We start from the raw sequence: 24,397 nt of genomic DNA, 5'->3' as shown, positions 1-24,397 counted from the left end.
AAAAACAAATAACACTATTGTACAAGCCTGTATTTGCGAAATTTTAAGATGTTATTTCAATAATTGGTCAATTTGTTTTAAAAAAACATAGTTTAGAGTGATGAAACGTGAGAAAAGCGAAAATTTGAATTGGCAGTTATAGTTTAATAAAACTAATTGTATTAGTTGAGAAAAAATAATTACGATAGAGTAATAAATAATAGAAATTTGGTTAATGAAGGTGAAAAATACATATAGAACACATATGAACAAGAATTTGTTAATTCTAAGAGTTATAGGGTTTATAAGACTTCCGCCTTCTGCCAGTTTGGCAGAGACTCTTGCCCTAAATTAGTTATTGATAGCTATTTTAGCAAGATTTTATACTATTTTTTATTGGTTTTTTCATTTTTTTGCAAAAATAACCCCGCAGAGTCAATAGGGGGGGCTATGAGGCATAAAATCAAGTATAGGGGGGCTTTTTGTAAACTTTTTTTTAAGGTAATTAATCGCTTATTATTAATAATTTTCATTTTTTTATTACTAGCAATAATCTGTGTTATTTGATAAAGTTAAATCTAAAAAAAGGGAAAGTTATGAGTAATATTAACACTAAGTTTTATATACCATTGGTGTCACTACTTGGTATATTCATTTGTTTATTAAATTTAAATTATTTTAATAAAATATCTCAGTGTTCTTTAATATTTGTGTTTTTAGCTGTAACTACCAATATTATATCTGAGCTATATGGTAGAAAGAAAGCTTTGACTGCTGTGGCGTTATGTATAATAGTAAGTTTTGGTTTGTTATGGAACTTCAATTATTATATTCATGGTCGTGTTATTAAAGGAGTTGTTTTTGCATCTTTTGTATCTGTATTATTATCAACATATTGTAGTACAAGTGTATTTTCACAACTTAAGCCAAGATGTTCTTTGAATACAAGAAATTTTGCTAGTTTAATAAAATGTGTGCGGTCGTAGATGGTATTGTGATGTCAGGATTTTTTATAAATGTATTCTCTACAAGTAGAGTTTTTTCGATATTTTATAAAGAAGTATTATATAAATGTGCATATTCATTAACAGTTTATATATGTATATTTTTAGGATCATTTTTAGTTCAAAAATTATATGGCAATAATGGGAGTATCCGCGAACTGAAAAATTTTTGAGTAAAAAATATAGCTAACCTCAGCTCGATGTAACAAGCTATATAGTAAATTTAGTATTCTTGGCTATAAGAGTATGAAAATGTAAAAAGTAATTCATTTGCAAGTAACACTGAATAGAGCTATAATATAAGATATTGCAGGTATTCTATGGATTATTAATGATCAAGAGTTACAGTTTATTTGAAAAATATTTAAAAAAGATATCATCTAACACTATCAGCAAGTTTGGCTCAATAGATAAGATATCTAGTTTTCTGTTGTATCTTGGTGAGTGTGGCAACATTATTACTGCTGTTAGCAAGGCTGGGTGTATTTCGCCGCTTATGTTACACCGGATCATTCATAGTGATAAATACCTAAACAAATGTGTTAATTTAGCTTTGCAATGTGCAGTAGATAGAGCAGAAGGGGTTTTGTATGATCGAGCTATTAACGGCTATGAGGAAATAACCTATAACAAAGATAATCAACCTATTGCTATTAAGAAAAAATATTGTTCCAAATCCCTGCTGGAATATCTTAAAGCTAATTCTAAGAAATATCAAAATCAAACTAGGAAAGGTGATAGTAGTAGTAATAGGAAAAGTGCTAATAGTACTGAGCAAAGAGCAAGGGATGTAGATATAACTAGGATGGTAACTAATTTTGAGGTAGAATCCTACGGAGCAGAGAGTTGCAGTAATGAAGAAAAATGATGTTAAGGTAGAAAAAAGTATTAGCAAAACTACTACTGCTGAAGCTACCAAAGCTATTCCTAGCTCTAAAAGCTTTAAATTCCCAGTAGACTGGTCACCCTATCCATTCCAACTACCTTTGTGGAGGTATTTGTATGCTGGCGGTAAGAAAGTCATAGCCATTTGGCATAGAAGAGCTGGTAAGGATATTATGGGTATTAACTGGATAACTGCTAGTGCTATTCGGGAAGTTGGCATTTACTGGTATGTCTATCCTACCTATAATCAAGCTAAAATGTCTGTTTGGGACGGTATGACCTTGTCGGGTCGTCCCTATATGTCATTTATCCCTGATGGTATTATTGCCCGCAGTCAGCAATATAAGCAACGGATATTGTTTAAAAATGGTTCGGTGATTCAGTTTGTTGGTAGTGATCGTTATGCCAGTATCAGGGGTAGTGGTATTAAGGGAGCAGTAATTTCGGAATATTCCTACCATGATCCAAGGGCTATGAGTTGTGTTATAGAGCCAATGGTAGTTCGTAATGATGCTTGGTTGCTTTATTTGTATACGCCAAGTGATAACCCGAAACTAACGCATGGTGAGGAGTTGTATCTTAAATACCAAGATAGTCCTGGGGTGTTTTGTCAGGTCAGAACTATTGAAGATACTACTGATAATGAGGGCAAACCATTAGTTGATAAAAGTAAACTTGATTCAGTCGATATGACTAATGAAGAGATTCGCCGAGAATTCTATTGTGATTTTGCTGCTTATCGTTATAAAAGGGCTGATCAAGGCGGTACTTTTGTTGAACAATTACGGCTAGCTGAAGAAGAAGGACGTATTGGTTATGTACCACATGACCCAGCCTATCAGGTTCATACTTACTGGGATATTGGCATTGTTGATTATACAGTGATTTGGTTTGTCCAAGAAAAAAAGGACTCTATTGATATTATCGACTTTTACATGAACAGGGGCAAGGATTTAGAGTTTTACTTGAATCATTTAAGAACTAGACCTTATCAATATGGACGCAATGTGTTACCGCATGATATGAGTCGAAGACAAATGCCAACTTTGGATACTAGGTTACAACAAGCCAACGAGATTGCCCCGCAAGTAGGATTTTCACCTTTTACCATTGGTAGGAAATATTTACGAGAGGAGATGATAAGTAAGGCAAGAATGCTACTAGGTAAATGCCGTATCGACGTCCAAAAATGTCAACGTGGTATTAACGGACTTTATGAGTTTGATGCCAGCAAAAGAGGGGTGCATTCTAATTCCTCTAGAGCTACTGACATAGTAGAAAGTTTTTGTTATCTCGCGATGGGCGTTAAAACTGGTAATGAACAACAGCAGTCACAATATAATATATTGCAACACCGTAGGGTAGTGAATGATTATAATGCCTTGGAGATAGGAGTTAAGAAATGAGATTAACATTTTGTTCAGTTATATTTTTACTATTAGTAGGTACTATAGTAATATCTAGTAATATCTATAAATAATTTACGATAGGATTATGGGTGGAATTTGGAATTATCTTACCGGTAAAGATAAAAGACTACAGAATCGTCTGTACAATGAATCACGAGATCGTTACAATAATTACGCTAGTGAAGCACAAACTACTATCAATAATTTATCACAGCAATTGCAACATGCTCAGCAGGGTTTGCGTTCTTTAGAAGAGCAACAATACCAAGCTAGCATGAGAAGCTATGAAATGCAGAACCAACTAGATTATTATACTAGACAATATGAGAGTGGTTTAAAAAACTTAGAGTCACAAAGATCTAGTTTGTCCGCATCAGCCAATCAACTGCAACAAGCTTTTGAAGGATTTAAACAAAAAACTCCTGCTCTTGATGCAAAAATAAGTGAGGTAGAGCAATTACCAAGCAGCTTCCAAAACCTGTATGATCAGATAGCCCAACGAAAAGAAAGTTTGAAAGGTTTAACTGAAGAGGAAGCCGGTAGCCACATTTCTAAATATCAGCAAGACGTAGAGAGTCTAAAAAAGCAACGTGGCGAAGTGGAAAGCAAAATACGCCATTCGATGGATAGTATCACCAAAGAGCATCAACAACTAACAAGGGAAAAAGCTAATCTTGAACATCAGCTTGCTCATCACCAATCACAGCAAAATCGATTGTTGCAGGATAGTAGTAACTTTGATAATACTAGACAACAATTAACCAGAATTATTGAACAATACAAGGAAGAACAAAATAGACAAGAGCAAATTGCTGCTGACTATGCAAGACAGCAATCGCATGCTGAAGGGTTGCAAAACCAGTTAAAGAGTTATGGGGCAGCAGCTCAGAGTCAGTTGGATAGCTATGGCAGAGATTTAGAATGGCGGGCTGGGAAGTATCAAAAATCTGCAAGAACTACTGGATTAGTACAAGGATTGGGGCTAACGGCTTTAACCTTTGGACTTGGGTCAGGATTAGGAGCAATTGGTGCTAAGGGTTCAGTACTTGCTGGGATAGGTTCAGGAATCAAAATATTATCTCCGCTTGTTGGTATAGGTCATTATATGAATAGAGCCGATATTGGTCGTAAACTTGCTGGTTTTGAAAGAATTAATCTTAACAACAATGATCCAAGTATAGGTGCTGATTTGTCGCGAATAGCAAAATACGGTCCATCAGGATTAGGAAAAATGGCAATAGCTGAGCTTGGTGGTCTAAAACAATCGCTGGAACATTTTAATATGCGATCAGTACCACGATTAAAAGATTTACCGCCGTTACATGAATCTCTTGGCAAGATCACATCCCTTAGGGATATTGAAGGATTAACCCTAGGCTTGCCTAGTATGACTGCAGCTAGTGGCAAAAAATATAACCATGAAGTGCTGTATAATAGTGATTTCCTCAAGAAACTTAAGAAAGTATCAAGAAAATTGGCAACACCATATTTAACAGCTAATACAAGTTTGAACTCAAGAGTTATGAACTATGCATGATAATGAATTAAACAAAAAGATTGAATATTTTGATAATCTGAAAAGCAAGCGGGAAAAATGGAATCAGATATGGGATGAGCTAAAGAGATATGTCTGTCCACAAACTGAGAGTAATAAGGTAATATTTGATTCTACTTCCATTTGGTCAAGGGAACAATTAGCCTCAGGTTTACAAAGCTTGCTAGTTAATCCATCAATGAACTGGTTTAACCTGAGCATAGTAGTTGAGGATGAAAATCAATACCAAAGTAAATTAACATCAGCTGAGCTGAACATGTTAGCCCAAATGATAGAAAAAGCCATAATGGATATATTCAACAATCCAGCTTCTAATTTCTACAATCAGATTCATCAGTTTTTTCTAAATCTAGCTGCCTTTGGTACAGCGATATTCTATGTTGAAGAAGACCTATTATTGCCCCAAACTCTATTTTTTCGTAATATTAATTTACAGGAATGTTACTTTGAAGAAGATAAATTTGGTTTTGTTAATACCATGTACCGACTATTTAGCATGCCAATTAAAGCTGCATCAGCTAAATGGTCAGACTTTGCCGATTTCAAGGAAAGACTAGCTAAGAATCCTGATGAAACAGTAGAGATATTGCACATAGTTAGCCCACAAAGTGAGAATCAGAGAGGTAAAGGTGGAAAAGGGTTAATGACAACACTTGCCTATAGCTCAGAATATATCTACTTATCTGAACAAAAAATTATCAGTCAATCAGGATATTCGTATTTTCCGTTTTTTGTTACGCGGTGGATTAAAGAAGAAGGTCAAGTATACGGCTATGCTCCAGCTCACCATGTACTACCCGATATAAAACTACTAAATAGTTTAAGACAAATTACCCTGAAAGTAGCCCAAAAACAATTAGACCCACCATTATTAGTTCCCAAAGATGGCTACTACTTACCGCTCTATACTACTCCAGGTAGCGTTAACTTCTACCGTAATGGTATGGCAGATAAAATAGTACCATTAACTGGCATGGAGAGTATCATTCCAACTGAAATTGAACAAAATCAATGCCGCGATGCGATATTTAAGGCATTCTATATTGACATATTCAGAATGCAGAAAGAAAACAAAGAGATGACTGCTACTGAGGTACAAATTAGAACGGAGGAACAATATCGGTTAATGTCACCAATGGTTGGTAGAATCGAGACGGAATTTCTAAACCCGTTAATCACTGTAATATATCAGACTCTTATAAAATATAACAGAGTACCGATCCTAGAAGGAGCAACTAACCCACCTGATATTGAGATTGAATATGTCTCACCATTATCCAAGGCTCAAAAATCATCAACGATATCTGGGGTTGAGCAAGTAGTAAGTTTTTTCCAAAGGAGCGGCATTAGTAACTTTTATCCTGAAATTTATGACAATATAAATTGGGATGAGTGTTTTAAACTATTTTGTCAATTGCGGGGTACACCGAGCTCAATTCTCAAGAGTGAACAGGAAGTATTACAACTTAGACAGCAACGCAAAATGATGCATTTACAACAACAGATGCATCAACAAATACAAGGGCAACAAAATGAAACTATCAATTAATTGTTCAGCAATTTCTCAATCTTCATTCCAATGCTCAATACTCACAAAAGAGCAATTAAAATCAATTTATTGCAAGCTTTTTAATGGAGAAGATGGTAGAATAGTCTTAGAAGATTTAGCCCAAGTCAGTGGTGTATATCGTAGCAACTTCATTCGGCAAGAAAGTGACTATACCGCCTTCCTAGAAGGGCAAAGAGCTTTGTTGTTGTATATATGCTCACAAGCGTCAAGGGATGAGGGAGTTAATAATATCGATGGTGCTAAAAATACTAATGAGTCAGATAAATAAAGGCAACATTTAGTAACAATTAAGAGGTTATATTATATGGGTTTGTCAAAGTTTCTTGATCCTAAAAATGATTTTTGTTTTCGCCAAATCTTTGGTACTGAAAAAAACAAAGACATACTTGTTCATTTCTTAAATGATGTTCTCAAGTTTGAAGGAGATGAGAAAATAATTGATGTAACATTTTTACCAACTATCCAAGACCCTGATATTGCTGCATATAGGCAATCTATTGTTGATGTGTTATGTAAAGATCAACACGGTAATCAAATAATCGTAGAGATGCAGGTAAGTAAGCATCCAGGATTTGAGAAAAGAGCTCAATATTATGCTGCTAAAGCATATTCTAAGCAAGTACTCAAAGAAGATGAGAACCATAAAAAGCTGGCAGTATATGCAAAATTAAAGGAAGTAATATTTTTAGCGATAGCGGATTTTGTGATGTTTAGCGATAGAAAACATTGGAAATCAGAACATCGTATTTTAGAGACAGAGACCTATGCCAATGATTTAAAAGATTTTCATTTTATTTTTTTAGAGTTGGCAAAATTTAAAAAAACTATTAATGAGCTAAAAACGATTGAAGAGAAATGGATGTACTTTTTCAAGCATGCAGAACATAGTACATTTAAAGAAATAGAGGAGTTAATAGGTAAGGATGTAATTATTAGAAGAGCGTTTGAGGCTGTAGACCAAGCTAGCTGGTCAGAGGCAGAACTTAACACCTATGAGCAAATAACTAAAACTCGTCTTGATAATTTAGCGGTAGAGCTGCAAAAAATTGAAGATGCTGAAGCTAGAGGTGAAGCTAGAGGTAAGGCTGAAGAAAAAATAGCAATGGCAAAAGAGATGTTGAAAGAAGGGTATCCTATAGAGACTATAAGTAAATTAACAAAACTATCTATAGAAGAAATAAAAAAGCTACGTGATGATTTGGCTAAAGAGACAACTACTGATAATTAATGAAAATTAAATGGCAAAGAATATGGGCTTATTGTATTGCCAAAATAGAGGATTACGTTGGTCATCCGCTACATAGCTAAGGACTCTAGTAGTCATAACCATAATACTAATTATATTGTTAATGAATATTATATAAAGTTTTTTGTCAAATTTCTAAGAAAATTACGTATGAAATTATCAATGAGTAAAATATGAGTGAAGAAGCAAATATTATTAACCATGAAACTGGCAGCAGCAATAGCAATGATTCATGGTTAGCTAGTTTGCCGGAGGAGATACGCAAAGCTGAATCACTGAGCAAGTTTAAAGATGTCTCTTCTTTGGCACAGAGCTATTTAGAAGCAGAAAAAAGCTTGAATCAGCGGGTTGTTGTGCCAAAGTCTGAAGCTTCAGAAGAGGAATGGAGTAAATTTTATTGTCGCTTAGGCTTGCCTGAGGATAAGAAATATACTGATAAAAGAAGTAAGGAAGATGAAGAATATCTAGCTCGCTATGAGGAGATGTTTTACCAAAGCGGTTTATCTAAAAAGCAGGGCGAGAAGTTACTGGAGAATTTGTATGCTTTCTCGCAGGATTTGCAGAAGCAGCAGCAAAAAGCTATTGAACAAGCTAGCCACTCAAATATTGATTGGCTAAAAAATAATTATGGTAATGAGTTCGACAGCAAGATGATAGTAATGCAAGCAGCCTTGTCTAAATTCGGTACTAAGGAACTAGCTAACTTAATTGAAGAATCAAGTTACTCGCCAGCTTTAGTAGATTTATTAGTTCGGGTTGGTGAAACCTTAAAATCTGATTCATTGGTTACCGGTAATGAACCACCGACAATTAGCAGTCAAGATAAGGCATTGCAAGAGATTAATAGACTTGAATCTGATGGGGAATTCATGGTAAAATTAAATAGCAAAGAGCATACGGGACATGATCAAGCTGTTAAACGTATGGAGGAATTGTACAAGATAGCTTATGATAAAAAACAACAATGAATAACAAAAATAAAGTGAAGAAATAACAACTAAAATAGGTGATGACTCGTTTTAAAGGCTGCTGCTCGCAATAACCTATCCTAAAAGAGCCACTGAATATAGTGCTTTAAATATTAGATTTTTTAAAATAACAAATTATTTCTCAAATTAGATTTTAAAAAAAAATTATTGATAGGAGAAAGAAAATGCAACAAATAACTGATAGCCTTAAGGAACAATTTGCTAAAAATATTAGCTTAGTGATCCAGCAGGAAGGATCAAAGTTACGGAAATGTGTTACTAACGGTACGCAAGATACCGAGGTAATTAGCTTTGAGTCAATGACTAACCATGAGGTTGAAAGTAGAAACCGGCAGCCAATTGATCCTGATGATCATCTGCATGGTCATTATGCGGAAGCCGGCAATGCTCAGCGATTAGAACAAATAGAGTTTAAAATACCGACTATTTCAAGGCGGTTTCTGACGGCATCGAGCTATCACTGGAATGCTACAATGGATAGGAACGATAAGCTAAACCTGTTAACTGATCCAACCTCGCATTTTCCTAAGATGGCCGGTTGGGCAATGGGCAGACAACAAGACCGAGTAATTATCAAAGCTTTTGCCGGGTCGGTTCGAGCAGGTCGTACTGGCAGTAACGTCATTAACTTTGATATAGCTAGTAATTTAGTACCAGTGGGCTTTAAGGTTACTGATGCTGATTTAACTTTAAATGCTCAGGTATCGGCTGTTGAGAACAAAGACATCATTCTACAGAAAAGAGCGGGATTAACTGTTGAAAAATTAATAAAAGCCCATCATATCTTAAAAAAACGTTCTTTTGGTATGTATGATAAATTATACTTACTATGTTCAAGCAATCAAATCTCTGACTTGCTAGGTGATCCGCAAATAACCAATTATGATTATAATAACGTTAGAGCCTTAGTTAGCGGTGAAATTAATAGCTTTTTAGGATTTACCTTTATTACTAGCGAAATGCTGGGCGGGATATTTGATAATACCGGTGATGCCGGTCATCCTAAATATGCTGTTAGGGATTGTTATGCTTTTAATGAAGGAGCAATGAGATTTAACACAGTCAATGGTTCTAGCAAGAAAGGTATAGAAGAGCTAGTACAATATCATTATGCCAAGGTGCTATATTACAGTGAAGCATTTGGTGCGAGTCGAGATAATGAGCAAGCAGTGGTAGTAATTAAATGTTTAGAGAATTATGACCCAACTAGCCATAATGGTTCACTGTGGCAAGCAGTAGCTAATACTCCTCACCGAAAAGGTTTACATAGTATGACTATGCCGTGGCAGATGTTTGGTAGTCAATGTCGTAATGTTAATAATAGTGAGGATATTGATGATAAGCATTTAGCAGTAATGGCCAACAACAACTTAGCTACTATTAAAAAGCCACGGGTACTAGTAATGAGAACAGCAGGTGGCGATGTTGGTGGTGACAATGATGATACAGATGGTGGTATAGTTGAGAGTGAAGATGATGGTGATGATAAAACGATAAATGATTAATTACCGTGAAACAGGAAATTATCAAGAAAGCAGTGGTAATACTTGGAGCAAATGGCGGTATTAGTAGTAGTAGCGGTAGAATATCAAAAGCCGAAGAATTATGTGAGGAATTTGTCAATACTGCCATTGAAGATACTGTACTAACGGTTAAATGGTCATTTGCCCTGAAGAGAGTTGATAATATTGAAGCTCATGAAATTACTGGCAACAACTTTACTGAAGTAGCAAATATTAATGATTGCATTAAATGTGCAGTAATAGTGCCATCTAATCTGCAATTTTACACTGAAGCAGGTAGGATTTACTTCAAGGGAGATAAACTTACCTCGCTGTTTTATTACTCTAAAAGAATTATTGATAATTTGCTAAATAACGATACTACTACTTGGCAACAAGTATCATCTGGGTTTAAGTTACTAGCTGCTTTATCATTGGCTTGGCAAGTATCATTTGCTATGTATTCTGATAGTTTGTTTACCGATGGACTGAAGAAGCAATATTTAATTAAATTAGATGAGACAACAAGGATTTACTCTGTCGATTATAATCTGATTAATTCCGGGGAGATATGATAATTTTGCCAATAAATTATATATATGCAGCAAGAACAATTTGTCTATTCGCAAAAAAACAACTTTTCAGGTGGTGAGCTAACTCCAACCATTGAAGGAAGAACAGAGCTAGCTTTGTATCAGAATGGCGTTAAGAAGCTGATCAATTTTATGCTACTACCGTCAGGTGGTATTATGCGAAGGCATGGGACGCAGTTTGTTCATTTGTTCAGTGATAATGTGCCAAGGAAAATGGCAGCAGTGATGTTTTCAAGGAAATTATCATATTTATTAGTCTTTGAATCGCACAAGTTATACACCAACTGCTTATTTTTTGTTGGCGGTGAGTTGTTGCTAACCAGTAAGATTATAAAGGATGATGGGCAGGATTTTCATTTCCGTCTCAAAGATTTTTCTTATGTAGTGTTTCAAGGAATTGCTTATATTTCTTTTGGCGATAAACGACCAATTTTTAAATTCTCTATTGACCCGGAGATTGTCGAGCAGTTTTATGAGCATATTAAAGATCAGGGTAGGCAAAGACAGGAAAAATATAATGAAAGAGCTGAAATAGCCTCGAATATTAGCATGGAGCTAGCCGGCAATTTTCCTGATAAAGATAAGATGTTTATTATTGAGCCGCTAAAATGTCAGGTAAATTATTTTACCACAGGACAAACTAGCTTAGATAGGCAAGCTAACAAGATACAAAAACCTTTCAACGAAGTAATTTATGGAGCAGAAGTAGATAAAATTAATGATGAGCTAAAAGCCATTCACCAGCGGGCAATTAGACAAGCAGCAGGGCAAGAAGCTGGTCAAAGTAATATCTATCAAGCTAGGTCGGAGAAATTATATTGTGCTTCGGTAGTAACTTTCGAGAACCGACTATGGTGCTTTGGGGTTAATAAAAACATCCACTCAATTTGGGCAAGTTATAAGGGTGATTTCAGTGATTTTAGAATGGCTTATAAGACTTTACTGGAAGCCCGAAATCCATTAACTGCTTTTGCAGCTACTTTTTCTTCGGCTACTTTTGATAATGTCCTATGGTCGATTCCGTTTGGCGATGAATTATTACTAGGCACTAGTGACGGTATTTATTTGGTTAAAGAAGGCGATCGAGCTAAGGGCGAGTTTATTAAAATCCACAAAGAGATTGATCTACCAATATCCTTAATTCAACCAGTAATACTTGGTAAAACTATCTTTTTTGTTTCCGGTAACGGCTGTAAAATTAACAGTTTATATTATTCACGGGAAAAAGGTGGTTTTCAGATATCTGATATCACTGCCTATGCTGAACATATGTTTGCTGGCGGTATTAGGCAAATTGTTGGTAGTAATAGTCCATTTTCGATGATAGTGGCAGTACTAAAAAACGGATCTTTTGCGAGTTTTATCTATTCGCAAGATTTAAAGATTATGGGCTGGTCCATAGTACCCCACACTTATTGTTGAAGTTGAAAGGCATGCATAATGTGTTTTCGTAGTAATGAAAACAACATAGCAGGGGTATCACTTAACGAGTTATAAAAATAATCTTTTATCCAATCAAATCCGTAAGTAAATAATGAGTATAATTTACGACCATGTTTTTTGATCTTTATAGGATAAATTTTGTTCTTAATGTCACCAGCAAGCACGCAAATAGCTAAGGATAAAGATACTATTGCAAATAGTTTTTCCAGCTTTTTTTGATCTGTAATGTGGGTATCTTCAATATTAAATCCAGATGACTTGAGAGACAGAAAAGGTCGCTCAATGCTCCACCTCTGCTTATATGCTAGCAAAGCACATTCACCAATAAGCACATTACTAGCAATAAATAGTTGCTCTCTTTCTAATTGCAAACAAGTTATTTTAATTGCCATACCATTGTAAATTTTGCTTTCTATAGTTTTAGTGTCACCCATTTGCATATCGGCAAAACATTTATTCAACTTCATCTTGCCACCGTTGAAATGCTTGACCTTCTCACTTTTTCTTAGCCTGATAGCAAAAGGTAATTTTTGGATTCCACCCATATATTGCAACCATTCCTCACCAACAAATTCCCGATCGGCAAGGATAAGCTCTATCATTTCCTTAGGTATAATTGTTAAAATTTGCTCAATCAATTTCTTTCTTTCATTAGTAGAAGAGTTGCCTTTTTTATCAAGTAACAACCATGCTATAGGAATTGAAATATTACCATAAACGATAGTTGCAACAAAAAAATTCAAATTTTTAATACCAAATTGCCAGCTGGTTCTATCTATGGCAAGGCTAATTTTACCTGTTAGACAGAGCAATTTAACAATAATTTTCCCTAAACTTATAAAGCACATATTTTGTTCTAAAAGCAAACGCTCAACTTTAACAATCTTGGCATGCAAATTGCCTTTAGAAGCGACATACAGTGCTAATTCTTTGATTCTCACAGTTTTAGCTTTTACTACTGCACAAATTAATTCTGCAAATGTTTTAATTCGTGCTGGGTGCCAATCTAAAAATATGTATAATATTTGGTATAGTGATTGAGAGTCCATTAATACCTCCTGTTGCTTGTTTCTCAGCGGAGATTAGTGACTCTCAGTCACTTATTCAATTTATTATTTTAACCCTCCTGTAAAATCTGTGGGGTACTATGATCTTTGCCTATTGCTGCTAGGTAATCTTCTGGCACTGTATGGCTTTTGCCTTTGAAATCATGTATCACTACCTCGCAAAATCGAAGTGTACCGAGGTTATAATTAGGATCAAATTTGTTTTTCATTATTTGCAAGTCCGCTGTTATTTTACTCTCAATTGTTGTAGAGCAAACTTTGTGACTATAGGCAATGAAATTTGTTATGTCTTGTTCTTTATATATTTGTAGGGCGGTAGTCATATTTTCTGCTGCAGCAAATCTTTCTAATGATTTTATTGCGTTTTGGAAATTTTGAAGCTGATTACTATTAACTACGCCCTTGGATAGTTCTAGCTCAATAGATTTAATCTGATTATCCTTATGACCTTGTGCTAATCTTTTAATTTCTGGTACTAATAGTTCTCTGATTGGCTCTGGTCCTTGAGTCTTAAGAACATCATTAAAATCACCAGGCTCTTTTTAGGTGTTACTACTGAAACTAGGGCATCTTGCTGCTCTAGTGTTGCTTTGGCATTGTGTACAGCTTTTAGTGAAGGTGCACTTAAGCCATCATTATCTGCAGCGATTATGCTGCGCTCGTTTGTTTGTGGTTGATAGTTTTTGATATTACTAACTCCAAGGCTGCAGAGGATTTTACCTTTAATACCAGCTTCTTGTAAGCTCAAAGCAGTTTCAACTCCTTCTGCGATGATTGTGATATTGTTCTTTTTGTTCGTAGGTCTTTGCTTGAGAATAAAATCTATCTGAATCAAGATCTCTTAACCAAGTTGCTTTATTTTTATAGTTATTAGCCATTCCAACCATATCTTGCAAGTATTTTTTTGCTTGAACAAAATCACAGTTTTTCTCCCTTTGCACTAAGGTAAATAAATCTCCGCCTGTATCATTGCTAAAGTCATGCCAAATACCAGCTTTGCTACCGGTAATTTTCATCACTATTTTGCCATTTTCTCCCCAACGCAGTGTGTGGTTATTGGATAAATATTTATTTGGTGTGCCAAGCAAAGAGTAAGCTACTCTTTCCGCTCTCAATGAGAGTTGTCGCTTTAAGTCAGTCATTTCTTGCTTACGGTTTAGCTCATCAAGATATTTCCTATGGGAATAGGAATTATAAGTAAGGGTAGGAGTATTGGTACTGCTATAGAGATTGTTAACTTTCAGATCATTCTTAATTTTTGTTATTTCTTGCTGATCGACGGCTATTTTATCAATTGCCGCTTCACGGATTTTACCAGCTTGTTGATTATTATCGTTAATCGCAATAGCATCAGCGTTTTTTAATGTTGCCGTAGTTTGTATCGCTACTGCTTCGACTTTAGCTGTAGGTTCTATATTATCTTCAATTTGGTAATATTGTTGGTTTAAGTGAAATCTATCACCAATATTGATGGTGATAGATTTAAGCCAATTACTTGCTTTCTCTAGAATGGTTTGAGGTTTATTTTTTGTAGGTGCTATTAAATCTGCACTGGTCAAAAAATTTACACTGGCAGATTTATCATTTATCCTACTCAACTGCGATATCAACCCTGCTACCCCCTTGCTAGTCTCCATATTGGCATAAAGCCCTACTTGCTCGATATATCTAGTCATCTCAACATAAGAGCTTCTGCTATTGCCGGCCAAATTATGTAACACATATACATCCTTGATTGAGGCGCCTTGGGCTTTATAGACTGTGCTGGCATAGCCGTGTTTGAAATTGATATCTTGAGGGTTAAATATTATTGTCTGTCCTTTATCTGTTTTAGCTATAAATTTATTTTGACTTACTTCAATTAAAGTAGCAAACTCACCATTTTTTGTTTGTAGCTCCTTATTGCTAGTTTTAAAGATAATACGATCACCTTTCATATAATCTTCAGATATTTCTTTACCTAATTGATGATAGAAGGTAGTGCGTCTATACTCTAGGCCTGTCAGCACCTTTTGCTCCTTTAATAGTTTCCGTATCTCTAGGTTTAGAGCGGCTACTTCCTTGTTACCCACGGTAATTATTAGACGCTCTTCTATCGAAAATTGGCTATTGCTCCAATCATTAACTAGCCTATCTATAGATTGCTGTAATATACCATTAAACTTTAGACCTTGATGTCTGGCTAGTAATTGCACGCCTCCTACAATATCTCCCTCAGCAAAGCACATTGCCATCTGGCGCCCCCACGCTTGGCTTTGTCTTCTAATATCGCTTAAAACATAGGAACCAAATGTAGAGGCAAACACTTCAAACATACCGCTGCGCTCGATAGAGGTTAACTGCCGCTCATCTCCTGCTAATATGATTTGGCAGTTATATTTCCTGGCAACCTTGAATAGTTCTAGATAATCTGAGGTTCCTACCATTCCTGCTTCATCTACTACAAGCAGGCTGTTATGTGACAAATTGAGCCGGCCATTATATAGTTTAAATAAAAACCCTTTAACTGTATGACATTCCAGGTAACCTTTATCTTTGAGCTCGGTGACAGCTTTATGGGTCGGTGCTAACCCTATCACATTTTGTCTGCGACTAGTTGCAAGTTGATAAGCTATGCCTAAGACATGAGATTTACCAGTGCCAGCTCTACCCTTTAAGATTCTTACTCCTTTATCGGTTACTAATATAGTTTTTAGCGCTTCTCTTGAGGGCTCGCTGATATTCGTTAGATTTTCTATATCTTTGTTAAAAGAATAGATATTATCATAGTGAGTACGCTGGTTCACTTTGTCCGCTATCCGCAGCAAGCGTACTTCTTCTTCTCGTACTTCTATAGTAGTATAATAATTTGTTGCCTTACCATCTTTGTGGTATAATTTTACTAACCTTGGGGAATTCATTACTTGTGCTATTACTTGCTGTTGTATTGTTCCATCTTCTACCTTCTGGATGGCTTGCTGCAGGTCTTTTTTAATAAAAATAGCTTGATACTTAGTAATGTGATCCAATAATCCATTCGCTTCTTTGAGGATCTTTAAATTGGCGTCCTTAACTAACTCGTTCTCCTCTACAACCTTGTTGATTAAGCTTCGCATTCTAACGGGACCAATATGTTCTTGCGGCACCGTACCTATAGCGTCTACGCGGTTTTCTAAGCCTAATTTTTCAAAATATCTATTAATCACCTCCTTACTCCTCTCATGAATCATTTCTTCTTCGGGGATGATAAAAGCCTTGCCAGCAGCAGTCTTTTTAAATTGTGGATTTAAATCTACGGCCTTAGCCCCTAAATTTTTACCATCTGCTGTGAATCTACGAGTTGTTACTAACACATGCGCGTGCCAATTCCTCGTACCCTTGTGCGGGTTATTGATATCTACCTGCGCCCCTAAGCCATTTTTTACCCATCCTATTTCCTCAATTATTTCATGAGTGATAGCTATTCTATCTTCTAGGGTTAGTTCCTTGTCATCTGGTAAAGCAATCACTACATCTTTTAGTAACTGGCTGTTCTTTCTTTTCTCTAGTTTCTCTACCTCATTCATTAATATAGCAGTAGCTTTGAATTTTTGATCTACATGATTAGGTAGTAAAATTATGTGATAAACATTGCCACCTCGCTTGGTAAAATCATAAGTGATATTAGTCTGTTCATCTTTGATTTTTGTTCTAGCATTATAAGCGCCTTTACAGCAAGCGTTGTCGCCTTTACTCCTACTCACGATCTCTATTCTTACAAACTGTATTGCCATTATTAAGTCTTAAGTAATATTTCTAATCCAGCATTACATTAACATGGAAAAAGTTAATCTGTGAGCGAAAGAACAACTTAAAAAGCAATAAACTTTAGTTTATATATTGCGTATAGCCTGCTTCTTGGGAAGGCAGTCTATAACCTTGGGGCTCGTTGTTTTCTTCTATGTCTCCAGTTAGAGACACCAGAATTTGCGTTTACTGTTTTATGGCGTGGTAGGTTTTGGGGATCAGTATAATCGGATTGTGAGAGGTGTTTGTTTAGAGTTAGCGATGCTGGTTCAAGAAAAAATTTTAGGTAGGTGTATCTAACACTTGACTGTACCCAGCAGTTTGAGCATCCTGAGATACAAGACAACTTATGTAGAAAATTATGTTAAATAGTGAAGAACACAATGCTGAAGCAACAGTAGCGAACCCAATGCACGAGACTGCGCAGCAAAAACAACGACTACAGCAGAAAAAAGCTAGGCTGATCATGGAAGAAATCAACTTTAAAATCAAAGAACGGAAAATGCGTACTCGCCACTTAATTCAAGTAGGAGGATTGGTTGTAAAAGCAGAACTTGATAACCTACCTACTAATAGTTTGCTGGGTGCTCTATTGTCTTTAAAGCAAGAATTAGCTAAAAGCCCTAATATCCAAGATCATTGGGCTACAATAGGTCGCAATCTCCTTGACCAGGAGGAAAACAGTAGAACTGCTGTTATCTTGAAGTTTGAAACTAAACCTATCGAGTCAATCCGTACCCACGTCAGGCAGCATGGCCTTAAGTGGAATGCTTTGCGAGAAGAGTGGTACGGCTATATTTCTGATATCTCTGCCCTAAAAAGCGGACTTTTGAATATTCAATATCAAATGGAAATTGTTAAATAAATATAGCACTCTTACTTAGCTAAATTTATAGTAAAAGTACTGTGTTTATTACTTTAAATGTATATAATTGCAATTTATGCTTGCACTTGTGTATCCATGGTAGAATACAAAGAGCTATCCGGAAAATTATGCGAATATACTGATAGATGTTCATCCAAAAACCTTAACTCCATCTCTACTAATTTATTACGCCATAGATCTAACTTCTCTTCTAAATATTTTAGCTCATTACTATTATGCTCTTTGTAATCATCATCAACACAAGGCTCATCACTAGCATAACATTGCTGACATGCTATAAAATAGTTAAGTGAACTTATTCTTTCTTTAAGTTTTGAAATTTCTTGTCTTGATTGCAAGATTTCTTTTGCATAGCTTGATAGCACTAACAGGTAGTTATAATCCTGTGATGCCATATTTAATTCCCGTAATTTCTGTAAATATTCTGTGATCTCGAGATTATTTTCTAGGATAGGACTAGTGTTAAGGTAGCTGCGATGAGCCGCCACATTTAAACAGGGAATTCTTTAATCTTTTTTTCATACTCTGGTTGGCAGTCTACGAGTGATAATTTTGAATATATTTCAAGTGATTGACGACTATCATGCCCCGAATAAGGTTGGATTAATGCATCATCCACGCCTTTTTTCTTCATCCATGTAAAAAGAAAATGCCGTAATTTATGTGGTGATATTGAATTCTCAATGCCAGCTTCTTTTGTGTAATTCATTAATATTTTCCTAATACCTCGATCAGAATACGGTTTCTTCCAACTAGATTCAAATAGGTAAACTGTCTTATTTTTCTTTGCACTTTCAATGTGTACAGCTAATACTTCTGTAAATGCATTAGGAAACGGAACTATTCTATCTTTACTACCCTTTCCGTGGTTAATAGGACCAGTGTTAAGGTAGCTGCGATGAGCCGCCACATTTAATGCAAAGTTCTAACTTTTTAAGTTCCTAAAAGAATATTGTTGACACTTTTTGATATTTATATTAAAAGATATAGCTCATAATATTTAATTATAGGTAGTATTGTTCGTAAATAGTACCGATATTAGGTATTCTAGGAATATACAAAATAATATATGTCAAATTTACTATCATTAGAAGATTTTAATCTATGCAACACAAAAACTGGTAAAATCAATCAACTAGCTTTTGGAGTAATGTTAATTTATTTTCGGTCTCACATTAAATTCCCTGCAGCAGAAGAAAAACCAATATCATTAAAATTAATATCAGCCATTGCTTCAGAGTTGGATATTGAAGAGTCTATTCTTTCAAAATTTAATTGGAGCGGTAGAACAGCCGAAAGATATCATCAGGATATTAGAAAATATTTGGGATATCGCCAAGCAAATAATAATGATGTTTTAATATTTACAGAATATCTAACAAATAATATTCTACCTCATTATCCATCTAATGAATTATTAATGGAGCAGACTAGGTTATTTTTTGACCAAAATAAAATTGTACTATTCAAGAAAAAACAGTTGGATCGTTATGTTGCTTCAGCAAAGCATCAATTTGAACAAAAATTTCTTGAAAAGATATTTAAAAGTTTAAGTCAAGATAACTGTTATTTGATTGAGCAAATCCTTGAACAAAGCGAACAGTCAAAGAATGGTATTATAGAATTATCAGAGTTAAAAAATGATATACCTGGGGTTAGGCTAAAAAATGTTAATTTTGCTTTGGATAAGATCGCTTTATTAAAACAAATTACTTTGCCCAAATCGATTGTAGATTTAGTAGATAGAAAATTACTGCTGAAATATTATGATCGTATCATGGCTTTATCGCCTAGTAATATTTTAGAGTTTAGCCCTGTGGCAAAATATGCGACTATGGCAATATTCTGTTATATAAGATTGCAGCTAATATTAGATAGTTTAGCTGATACATTAATTAAGCTTATAAAACGTATGCGTTCTAGTTCTGAAAAATACGTAGATAACTATATTGTAAAGGAGGTTAAGCGTGTTGATGGAAAATTTGATATTCTAGAGAAATTAGCATCTTTATCAATTAACAATCCTAAAAGTACAATTGAAGATAAGATTTACCCTGAAGTTTCTAAAGAAAAACTAGAAGCAATAATTACTGATTTACAGCAACGCGGTAAATGGTATCAACAACAGGTACAAAATAAGATTCATTCAAAGTATGCGTATGGAAGTAGAACCACACTACTACCAATACTACAAACTTTTCAGTTAAAAGAAGATAACTCTAGTTATCAACCGATTTTAAAAGCTGTTGAATTTATTAATAAGTACTGGAATGAATCAGACTCAGAGTATTATGAAACGGAGCCGCCTATTGAAGGTATAATACCTACAAATTGGCATCCAATGGTTGTTCAAGTAGATAAAGATGTGATTAAAGTTAATAAATATAACTATGAGCTTGCCGTTTTAGAAGAATTGAAGCGTTTTTTAAACTTCAAAGCAATATGGATTAAAAGAAGTTATCGATATAGAAATCCTGAAGAAGATATACCAAAAGATTTTGAACAAAAAAAGCAACAATATTATCAAGAACTTGGTCTACCTTTAGATGATAAGGAGTTTATTACAAAGTTACAAAATGCCTTAGAAAGGGGTTTAGAAAATCTAAATAGCAAAATACCTAATAATAATCTTGTTAAAATCAAGACAAGTACTGTTGGGAAGAATATTACTATTACCCCATCAGAAGCACAAAAAGATCCAAATAACATCATTGCACTACAAAAGGAAATTACAGGTAGGTGGTCAAGTATAAACCTTATTGATATTTTAAAAGAAACTGATCTACTTACCAATTTTACACAGCAAATGGAAACTATTGCTAAAAGTAGTAGTATTGAACCGTCAGGCCTTAGAAAAAGACTTTTATTGTGTTTATATGGTATAGGTAGCAATACAGGATTGAAGAGAATAAGTATTGCCAATGGTGATGTTAATTACAGCGATTTACGTTATATTAAGAAGAGGTATATTAATGCTACAAATGTTAGAAACTCTATTCGTCTAATTATTAACAATATTCTCAAAATACGTAATCCAGATATTTGGGGAGAAGCAACAACATCAGTAGCATGCGATTCAACAAAGATAAGTAGTTGGGATCAAAATCTTATTAATGAGTGGCATCACCGTTATCAAGGTCGAGGAGTAATGATTTATTGGCATGTTGATAAGAAATCATTATGTATTTATTCACAATTAAAAAGTTGTTCATCTTCAGAAGTAGGATCAATGATTAAAGGTATAATTGATCATGATACAGAGATGAACATGAACAGAGTATTTGTTGATACTCATGGTCAAAGTGTGATAGGTTTTGCTATTAGCTACTTACTTGATTTTGATTTACTACCTAGATTAAAAGCAATAAATAAACAAAAACTTTATGGGGTTGCATCTGGAGATAAATGGAAATACCAATATATTTCTGAAATAATTAAAGGTGGTATCAATTGGAAATTAATTGAGGAGAATTACAATGAAGTCGTTAAACATCTTGTAGCATTAAAATTGGGTATTGTAGAACCTGATGTATTAGTAAAACGTTTTAGTAATAATAATTACGAACATCCTGTATATAGAACTTTGTTAGAAATTGGTAAAGCAAATAAAAGTATTTTCCTATGTAAATACCTAGATTCAGAATATCTTAGAATTGAAATCAATGAAGGGTTGAATGTAGTAGAACGCTTAAATTATATAATGGATTTTATTTTCTATGGGAAACTAGGAGAGCTCACAACAAACAATATTGGTGATCAAGAATTATCAATATTATGTCTACATTTATTACAAGCTTGTATTGTCTATATTAATACTCTTCTTATTCAGCAAGTATTATCTGAGCCTCACTGGCGAAACAAACTGACTCCTGAAGATTACAGGGCATTAACACCGTTACTTTCAACGCATATTAATCCATACGGTTTGTTCCCAATTGATTTTAACCAACGTATATTAATATATTCGCAAGCTGGGTCGGGGTATTACCGATGACAATAATAAACCGTACTCCTGTAAGAGAAAAAGCCAAATACTTTTTGAAGGATTTAAAAAAGGAACAACCAGATTATAATTACTTGAGAGAATTATTTAGACATATTCGTAAAGAACTCGATATAACAGTAGACAATAGCACCACAAAGAAATTACCTTATGTACCAACAGAAGAGGAAATTAGTAAGTATTATAAGGCTGTATGGAAATCAAGAAATATGAAGCATGTAATAATTATTAAGACGTTACTTTATACTGGGGTACGAGTATCGGAATTGGTAAAAATAAAAATATCAGATATAGATTTAGATAGTTGTCAAATTAGAATTAACCACGGAAAGGGTAGTAAAGATAGAATAGTTCCGTTTCCTAATGCATTTACAGAAGTATTAGCTGTACACATTGAAAGTGCAAAGAAAAATAAGACAGTTTACCTATTTGAATCTAGTTGGAAGAAACCGTATTCTGATCGAGGTATTAGGAAAATATTAATGAATTACACAAAAGAAGCTGGCATTGAGAATTCAATATCACCACATAAATTACGGCATTTTCTTTTTACATGGATGAAGAAAAAAGGCGTGGATGATGCATTAATCCAACCTTATTCGGGGCATGATAGTCGTCAATCACTTGAAATATATTCAAAATTATCACTCGTAGACTGCCAACCAGAGTATGAAAAAAAGATTAAAGAATTCCCTGTTTAAATGTGGCGGCTCATCGCAGCTACCTTAACACTAGTCCAAGTAGTGGGTTAGTTGTTGTTTTTGATTGTTGGATAATAATTTCGTGCTTTCCTGATAATATTGTTCTAAATATCTATGTGTTTCATATAATTTTATTATTTGCATTTGTACCTTAGACTCTATCTCCTTATAACTACTACCTTTCACATCCTTAAAATTTATGGAAATAACTGGGTAATTACCCTGTTGAGCCATGGCATATTCATTAGTGCTAATCTTTAACGGGTTAAGGGCCCTTTTACCTTTAATACCTAAATCTACTGTACCTCCCCAGAATAACTTATTATTTGTCTTCTCTCCCTCAGGCAAAGGCACACCTGTATCATCTACTTCTATTTCAAAGAATTTCTGGAGCATATTCATATTCAAGCTCTTACCCCAACGCCTTGGACGGGTAATTAAAATTACATCTCCACTGTCTTCTAGCAATTCTTGAATCATTAAACTTTTATCAACAAATACATCGCTATTTAACAACAATGTTTTAAAGTCATCAGTACCTACCCTCATTCTAGGTAGCTTATTACCAGCTGGAAAGGGAGTAATAGCTTGATGGATTGGATTAGTATCCGAAAATTGACTGATCATATTATTTGTTGTTATATTTGAGAATTACTGTAGAGCTTTAAACTATAAGAAATTATAGCATAAATACATTAGACCACTAAGTAATTTAAGCAAATAATTTATTGCTGTAAATTTATAAGGCTTACAGCAACTTGTTGTAGGCTAACTAATCAGTACTGTTTGGCAATTTCACCGGCATTTTACACTCAATAGTAGTAGTTTTTCCTTCTTCACTTGATAATGCAATTGCACCTTTCATTTCATGGATCATCTGTCTCACACATATGGCACTGTTAACAAAATAGTTCACAAAAGAAGGAATAGGGGTTAAAATAATTGAGCAAGTAAGAAGGTTTAATTATGAAAGAAGAAAGGAAATATCCAATCAGCGAAAGTAAGTTTGAAGAATTGATAGAGCCGTTTATAAGAAGAGAACTGAAGAAACCAGGTCGTCCCACAAAAGTAAGTCACTATAAGTTTTTCTGTAGTGTATTATATGTGCTAAGGACTGGCATATCATGGCGTGACATTCCATCAGAATATGGTAATTGGCATACAATTTATACAAGATATAAAAGATGGAGTGAGAATGGATTTTTTTGGCGTTTATTATACCAATTACAAAGCTTGAAGCAATTGATAATGGATATAGTGTTTGTTGATGGGTCAATTATACCTATCCATAGACATGGAGGAGGTGCTTAAGAAAAAGAGAGGGCCGCAATCAATAGGAAGAGGCAGGAAAGGGATAGGCACTACGATGCATTTATCTATTGCTCAAAATAGCGTAGTTAATTGTCAGCTATTTCCCGATCAAAGACAAGATTGTAAAACAGTTGAGCAACTATGGCAAGATTTGCCTTGGGAAAAAATAGGCTTTGGTGTAGCAGACAAGGGATACGATAACGGCAATATTAGGAATTTTATTAAATCGAAAAATGCTATTCCAGTTATACCTTTCAAAGGAGTTTATTTACCTACCTATTCCTCTTTAACACCAGAAGATTTTTATGATACTAAGCTTTATCAAAAACGACACATTATTGAAAGGCTTTTTGGGAGACTTAAAGAAAACAAACGAATTGCTATGCGATTTGATAAACTTGACTGTACCTTCCTCAACTTTATCGCTCTTGCTCTTATTAAAGCTTATAATTTATTTTGTTAACAGTACCATATTTGGCTGTGTGAGCA

The 24,397-nt window shown here is 34.6% G+C and carries 22 protein-coding genes; 15 read left to right on the top strand and 7 right to left on the bottom strand.

The annotated features are described in order from the left end of the window. Positions 1-1,314 precede the first annotated feature (1,314 nt). From ACFELV_RS04065 to ACFELV_RS04020, 10 genes are all read left to right on the top strand, one after another. Complete coding sequence (locus tag ACFELV_RS04065; RefSeq protein ID WP_375326865.1) at positions 1,315-1,851, top strand: hypothetical protein; 537 nt, start codon at positions 1,315-1,317, stop codon at positions 1,849-1,851. Then, on the top strand, positions 1,838-3,274 hold the full coding sequence (locus ACFELV_RS04060) for a hypothetical protein (protein WP_375326864.1): 1,437 nt from the start codon (positions 1,838-1,840) through the stop codon (positions 3,272-3,274). The genes ACFELV_RS04065 and ACFELV_RS04060 overlap by 14 nt, the downstream gene beginning before the upstream one ends. 88 nt (positions 3,275-3,362) lie before the next feature. Continuing rightward, positions 3,363-4,814, top strand: a complete 1,452-nt coding sequence (locus ACFELV_RS04055; protein WP_375326863.1) for a hypothetical protein — start codon at positions 3,363-3,365, stop codon at positions 4,812-4,814. Next, positions 4,807-6,381: a portal protein gene (locus ACFELV_RS04050; protein ID WP_375326862.1), complete on the top strand. Its 1,575-nt coding sequence runs from the start codon at positions 4,807-4,809 to the stop codon at positions 6,379-6,381. The genes ACFELV_RS04055 and ACFELV_RS04050 overlap by 8 nt, the downstream gene beginning before the upstream one ends. Next, on the top strand, positions 6,365-6,670 hold the full coding sequence (locus ACFELV_RS04045) for a hypothetical protein (RefSeq protein WP_375326861.1): 306 nt from the start codon (positions 6,365-6,367) through the stop codon (positions 6,668-6,670). Before ACFELV_RS04050 ends, ACFELV_RS04045 begins: the two co-directional genes overlap by 17 nt. Before the next feature lie 36 nt (positions 6,671-6,706). Then, positions 6,707-7,630, top strand: coding sequence for an Rpn family recombination-promoting nuclease/putative transposase (locus ACFELV_RS04040; RefSeq protein ID WP_375326860.1), 924 nt, complete (start codon positions 6,707-6,709; stop codon positions 7,628-7,630). Between the two features lie 191 nt (positions 7,631-7,821). Then, entirely contained in the window at positions 7,822-8,616 is a 795-nt protein-coding gene (locus tag ACFELV_RS04035) for a hypothetical protein (RefSeq protein ID WP_375326859.1), read from the top strand. Positions 8,617-8,801: 185 nt separating this feature from the next. Further along, positions 8,802-10,142, top strand: a complete 1,341-nt coding sequence (locus ACFELV_RS04030) for a phage capsid protein (protein WP_375326858.1) — start codon at positions 8,802-8,804, stop codon at positions 10,140-10,142. A 5-nt stretch (positions 10,143-10,147) separates the two neighbouring features. Next, positions 10,148-10,714: a hypothetical protein gene (locus tag ACFELV_RS04025; RefSeq protein ID WP_375326857.1), complete on the top strand. Its 567-nt coding sequence runs from the start codon at positions 10,148-10,150 to the stop codon at positions 10,712-10,714. Positions 10,715-10,738: 24 nt separating this feature from the next. Beyond that, a complete protein-coding gene (locus tag ACFELV_RS04020; protein WP_375326856.1) occupies positions 10,739-12,154 on the top strand; it encodes a hypothetical protein in 1,416 nt (471 codons plus the stop codon). On the opposite strand, the gene ACFELV_RS04015 is transcribed toward ACFELV_RS04020, so the two are convergent. The 4 genes from ACFELV_RS04015 to ACFELV_RS04000 all read right to left on the bottom strand — a co-directional run bounded on the left by ACFELV_RS04015 (position 12,145) and on the right by ACFELV_RS04000 (position 16,994). Further along, complete coding sequence (locus tag ACFELV_RS04015) at positions 12,145-13,224, bottom strand: IS4 family transposase (protein WP_375326208.1); 1,080 nt, start codon at positions 13,222-13,224, stop codon at positions 12,145-12,147. The two genes, ACFELV_RS04020 and ACFELV_RS04015, sit on opposite strands and share 10 nt — an antisense overlap. Before the next feature lie 68 nt (positions 13,225-13,292). Next, the gene (locus ACFELV_RS04010) at positions 13,293-13,565 is read right to left on the bottom strand and encodes a hypothetical protein (protein ID WP_375326855.1); all 273 of its coding nucleotides are present in this window, start codon (positions 13,563-13,565) and stop codon (positions 13,293-13,295) included. Between the two features lie 152 nt (positions 13,566-13,717). Then, the gene (locus ACFELV_RS04005; protein WP_375326854.1) at positions 13,718-13,990 is read right to left on the bottom strand and encodes a hypothetical protein; all 273 of its coding nucleotides are present in this window, start codon (positions 13,988-13,990) and stop codon (positions 13,718-13,720) included. 7 nt (positions 13,991-13,997) lie between these two features. Further along, positions 13,998-16,994, bottom strand: coding sequence for an AAA family ATPase (locus tag ACFELV_RS04000; RefSeq protein ID WP_375326853.1), 2,997 nt, complete (start codon positions 16,992-16,994; stop codon positions 13,998-14,000). 422 nt (positions 16,995-17,416) lie between these two features. Between ACFELV_RS04000 and ACFELV_RS03995 the strand changes: the two genes are divergently transcribed. Further along, positions 17,417-17,872, top strand: coding sequence for a conjugal transfer protein TraD (locus tag ACFELV_RS03995; RefSeq protein ID WP_375327507.1), 456 nt, complete (start codon positions 17,417-17,419; stop codon positions 17,870-17,872). Between the two features lie 74 nt (positions 17,873-17,946). On the opposite strand, the gene ACFELV_RS03990 is transcribed toward ACFELV_RS03995, so the two are convergent. Together ACFELV_RS03990 and ACFELV_RS03985 are read right to left on the bottom strand one after the other, a co-directional pair. After that, positions 17,947-18,381, bottom strand: coding sequence for a hypothetical protein (locus ACFELV_RS03990; RefSeq protein WP_375326852.1), 435 nt, complete (start codon positions 18,379-18,381; stop codon positions 17,947-17,949). A gap of 2 nt (positions 18,382-18,383) precedes the next feature. Continuing rightward, positions 18,384-18,803 (bottom strand): tyrosine-type recombinase/integrase, encoded by a 420-nt coding sequence (locus ACFELV_RS03985; protein ID WP_375326851.1) that lies wholly within the window; start codon positions 18,801-18,803, stop codon positions 18,384-18,386. Between the two features lie 159 nt (positions 18,804-18,962). Between ACFELV_RS03985 and ACFELV_RS03980 the strand changes: the two genes are divergently transcribed. Together ACFELV_RS03980 and ACFELV_RS03975 are read left to right on the top strand one after the other, a co-directional pair. After that, complete coding sequence (locus ACFELV_RS03980; protein ID WP_375326201.1) at positions 18,963-21,887, top strand: Tn3 family transposase; 2,925 nt, start codon at positions 18,963-18,965, stop codon at positions 21,885-21,887. Next, positions 21,884-22,597 carry a tyrosine-type recombinase/integrase gene (locus ACFELV_RS03975; protein ID WP_375326202.1) on the top strand — a complete coding sequence of 238 codons (714 nt, stop codon included), beginning with the start codon at positions 21,884-21,886 and terminating at the stop codon, positions 22,595-22,597. Before ACFELV_RS03980 ends, ACFELV_RS03975 begins: the two co-directional genes overlap by 4 nt. 30 nt (positions 22,598-22,627) lie before the next feature. Here the strand turns inward: ACFELV_RS03975 and ACFELV_RS03970 are convergent, their stop codons facing one another. Next, positions 22,628-23,224, bottom strand: a complete 597-nt coding sequence (locus ACFELV_RS03970) for an AAA family ATPase (protein WP_375326850.1) — start codon at positions 23,222-23,224, stop codon at positions 22,628-22,630. 339 nt (positions 23,225-23,563) lie between these two features. Between ACFELV_RS03970 and ACFELV_RS03965 the strand changes: the two genes are divergently transcribed. Together ACFELV_RS03965 and ACFELV_RS03960 are read left to right on the top strand one after the other, a co-directional pair. Then, a complete protein-coding gene (locus ACFELV_RS03965; protein WP_375326849.1) occupies positions 23,564-23,908 on the top strand; it encodes a transposase in 345 nt (114 codons plus the stop codon). After that, entirely contained in the window at positions 23,865-24,371 is a 507-nt protein-coding gene (locus tag ACFELV_RS03960; protein ID WP_375326848.1) for a transposase, read from the top strand. Before ACFELV_RS03965 ends, ACFELV_RS03960 begins: the two co-directional genes overlap by 44 nt. The last annotated feature ends 26 nt before the right edge of the window (positions 24,372-24,397 follow it).

The organism is Candidatus Tisiphia endosymbiont of Nemotelus uliginosus, assembly GCF_964264835.1.
Lineage (GTDB): Bacteria > Pseudomonadota > Alphaproteobacteria > Rickettsiales > Rickettsiaceae > Tisiphia.
This window is presented reverse-complemented; position numbering and strand designations above follow the sequence as displayed.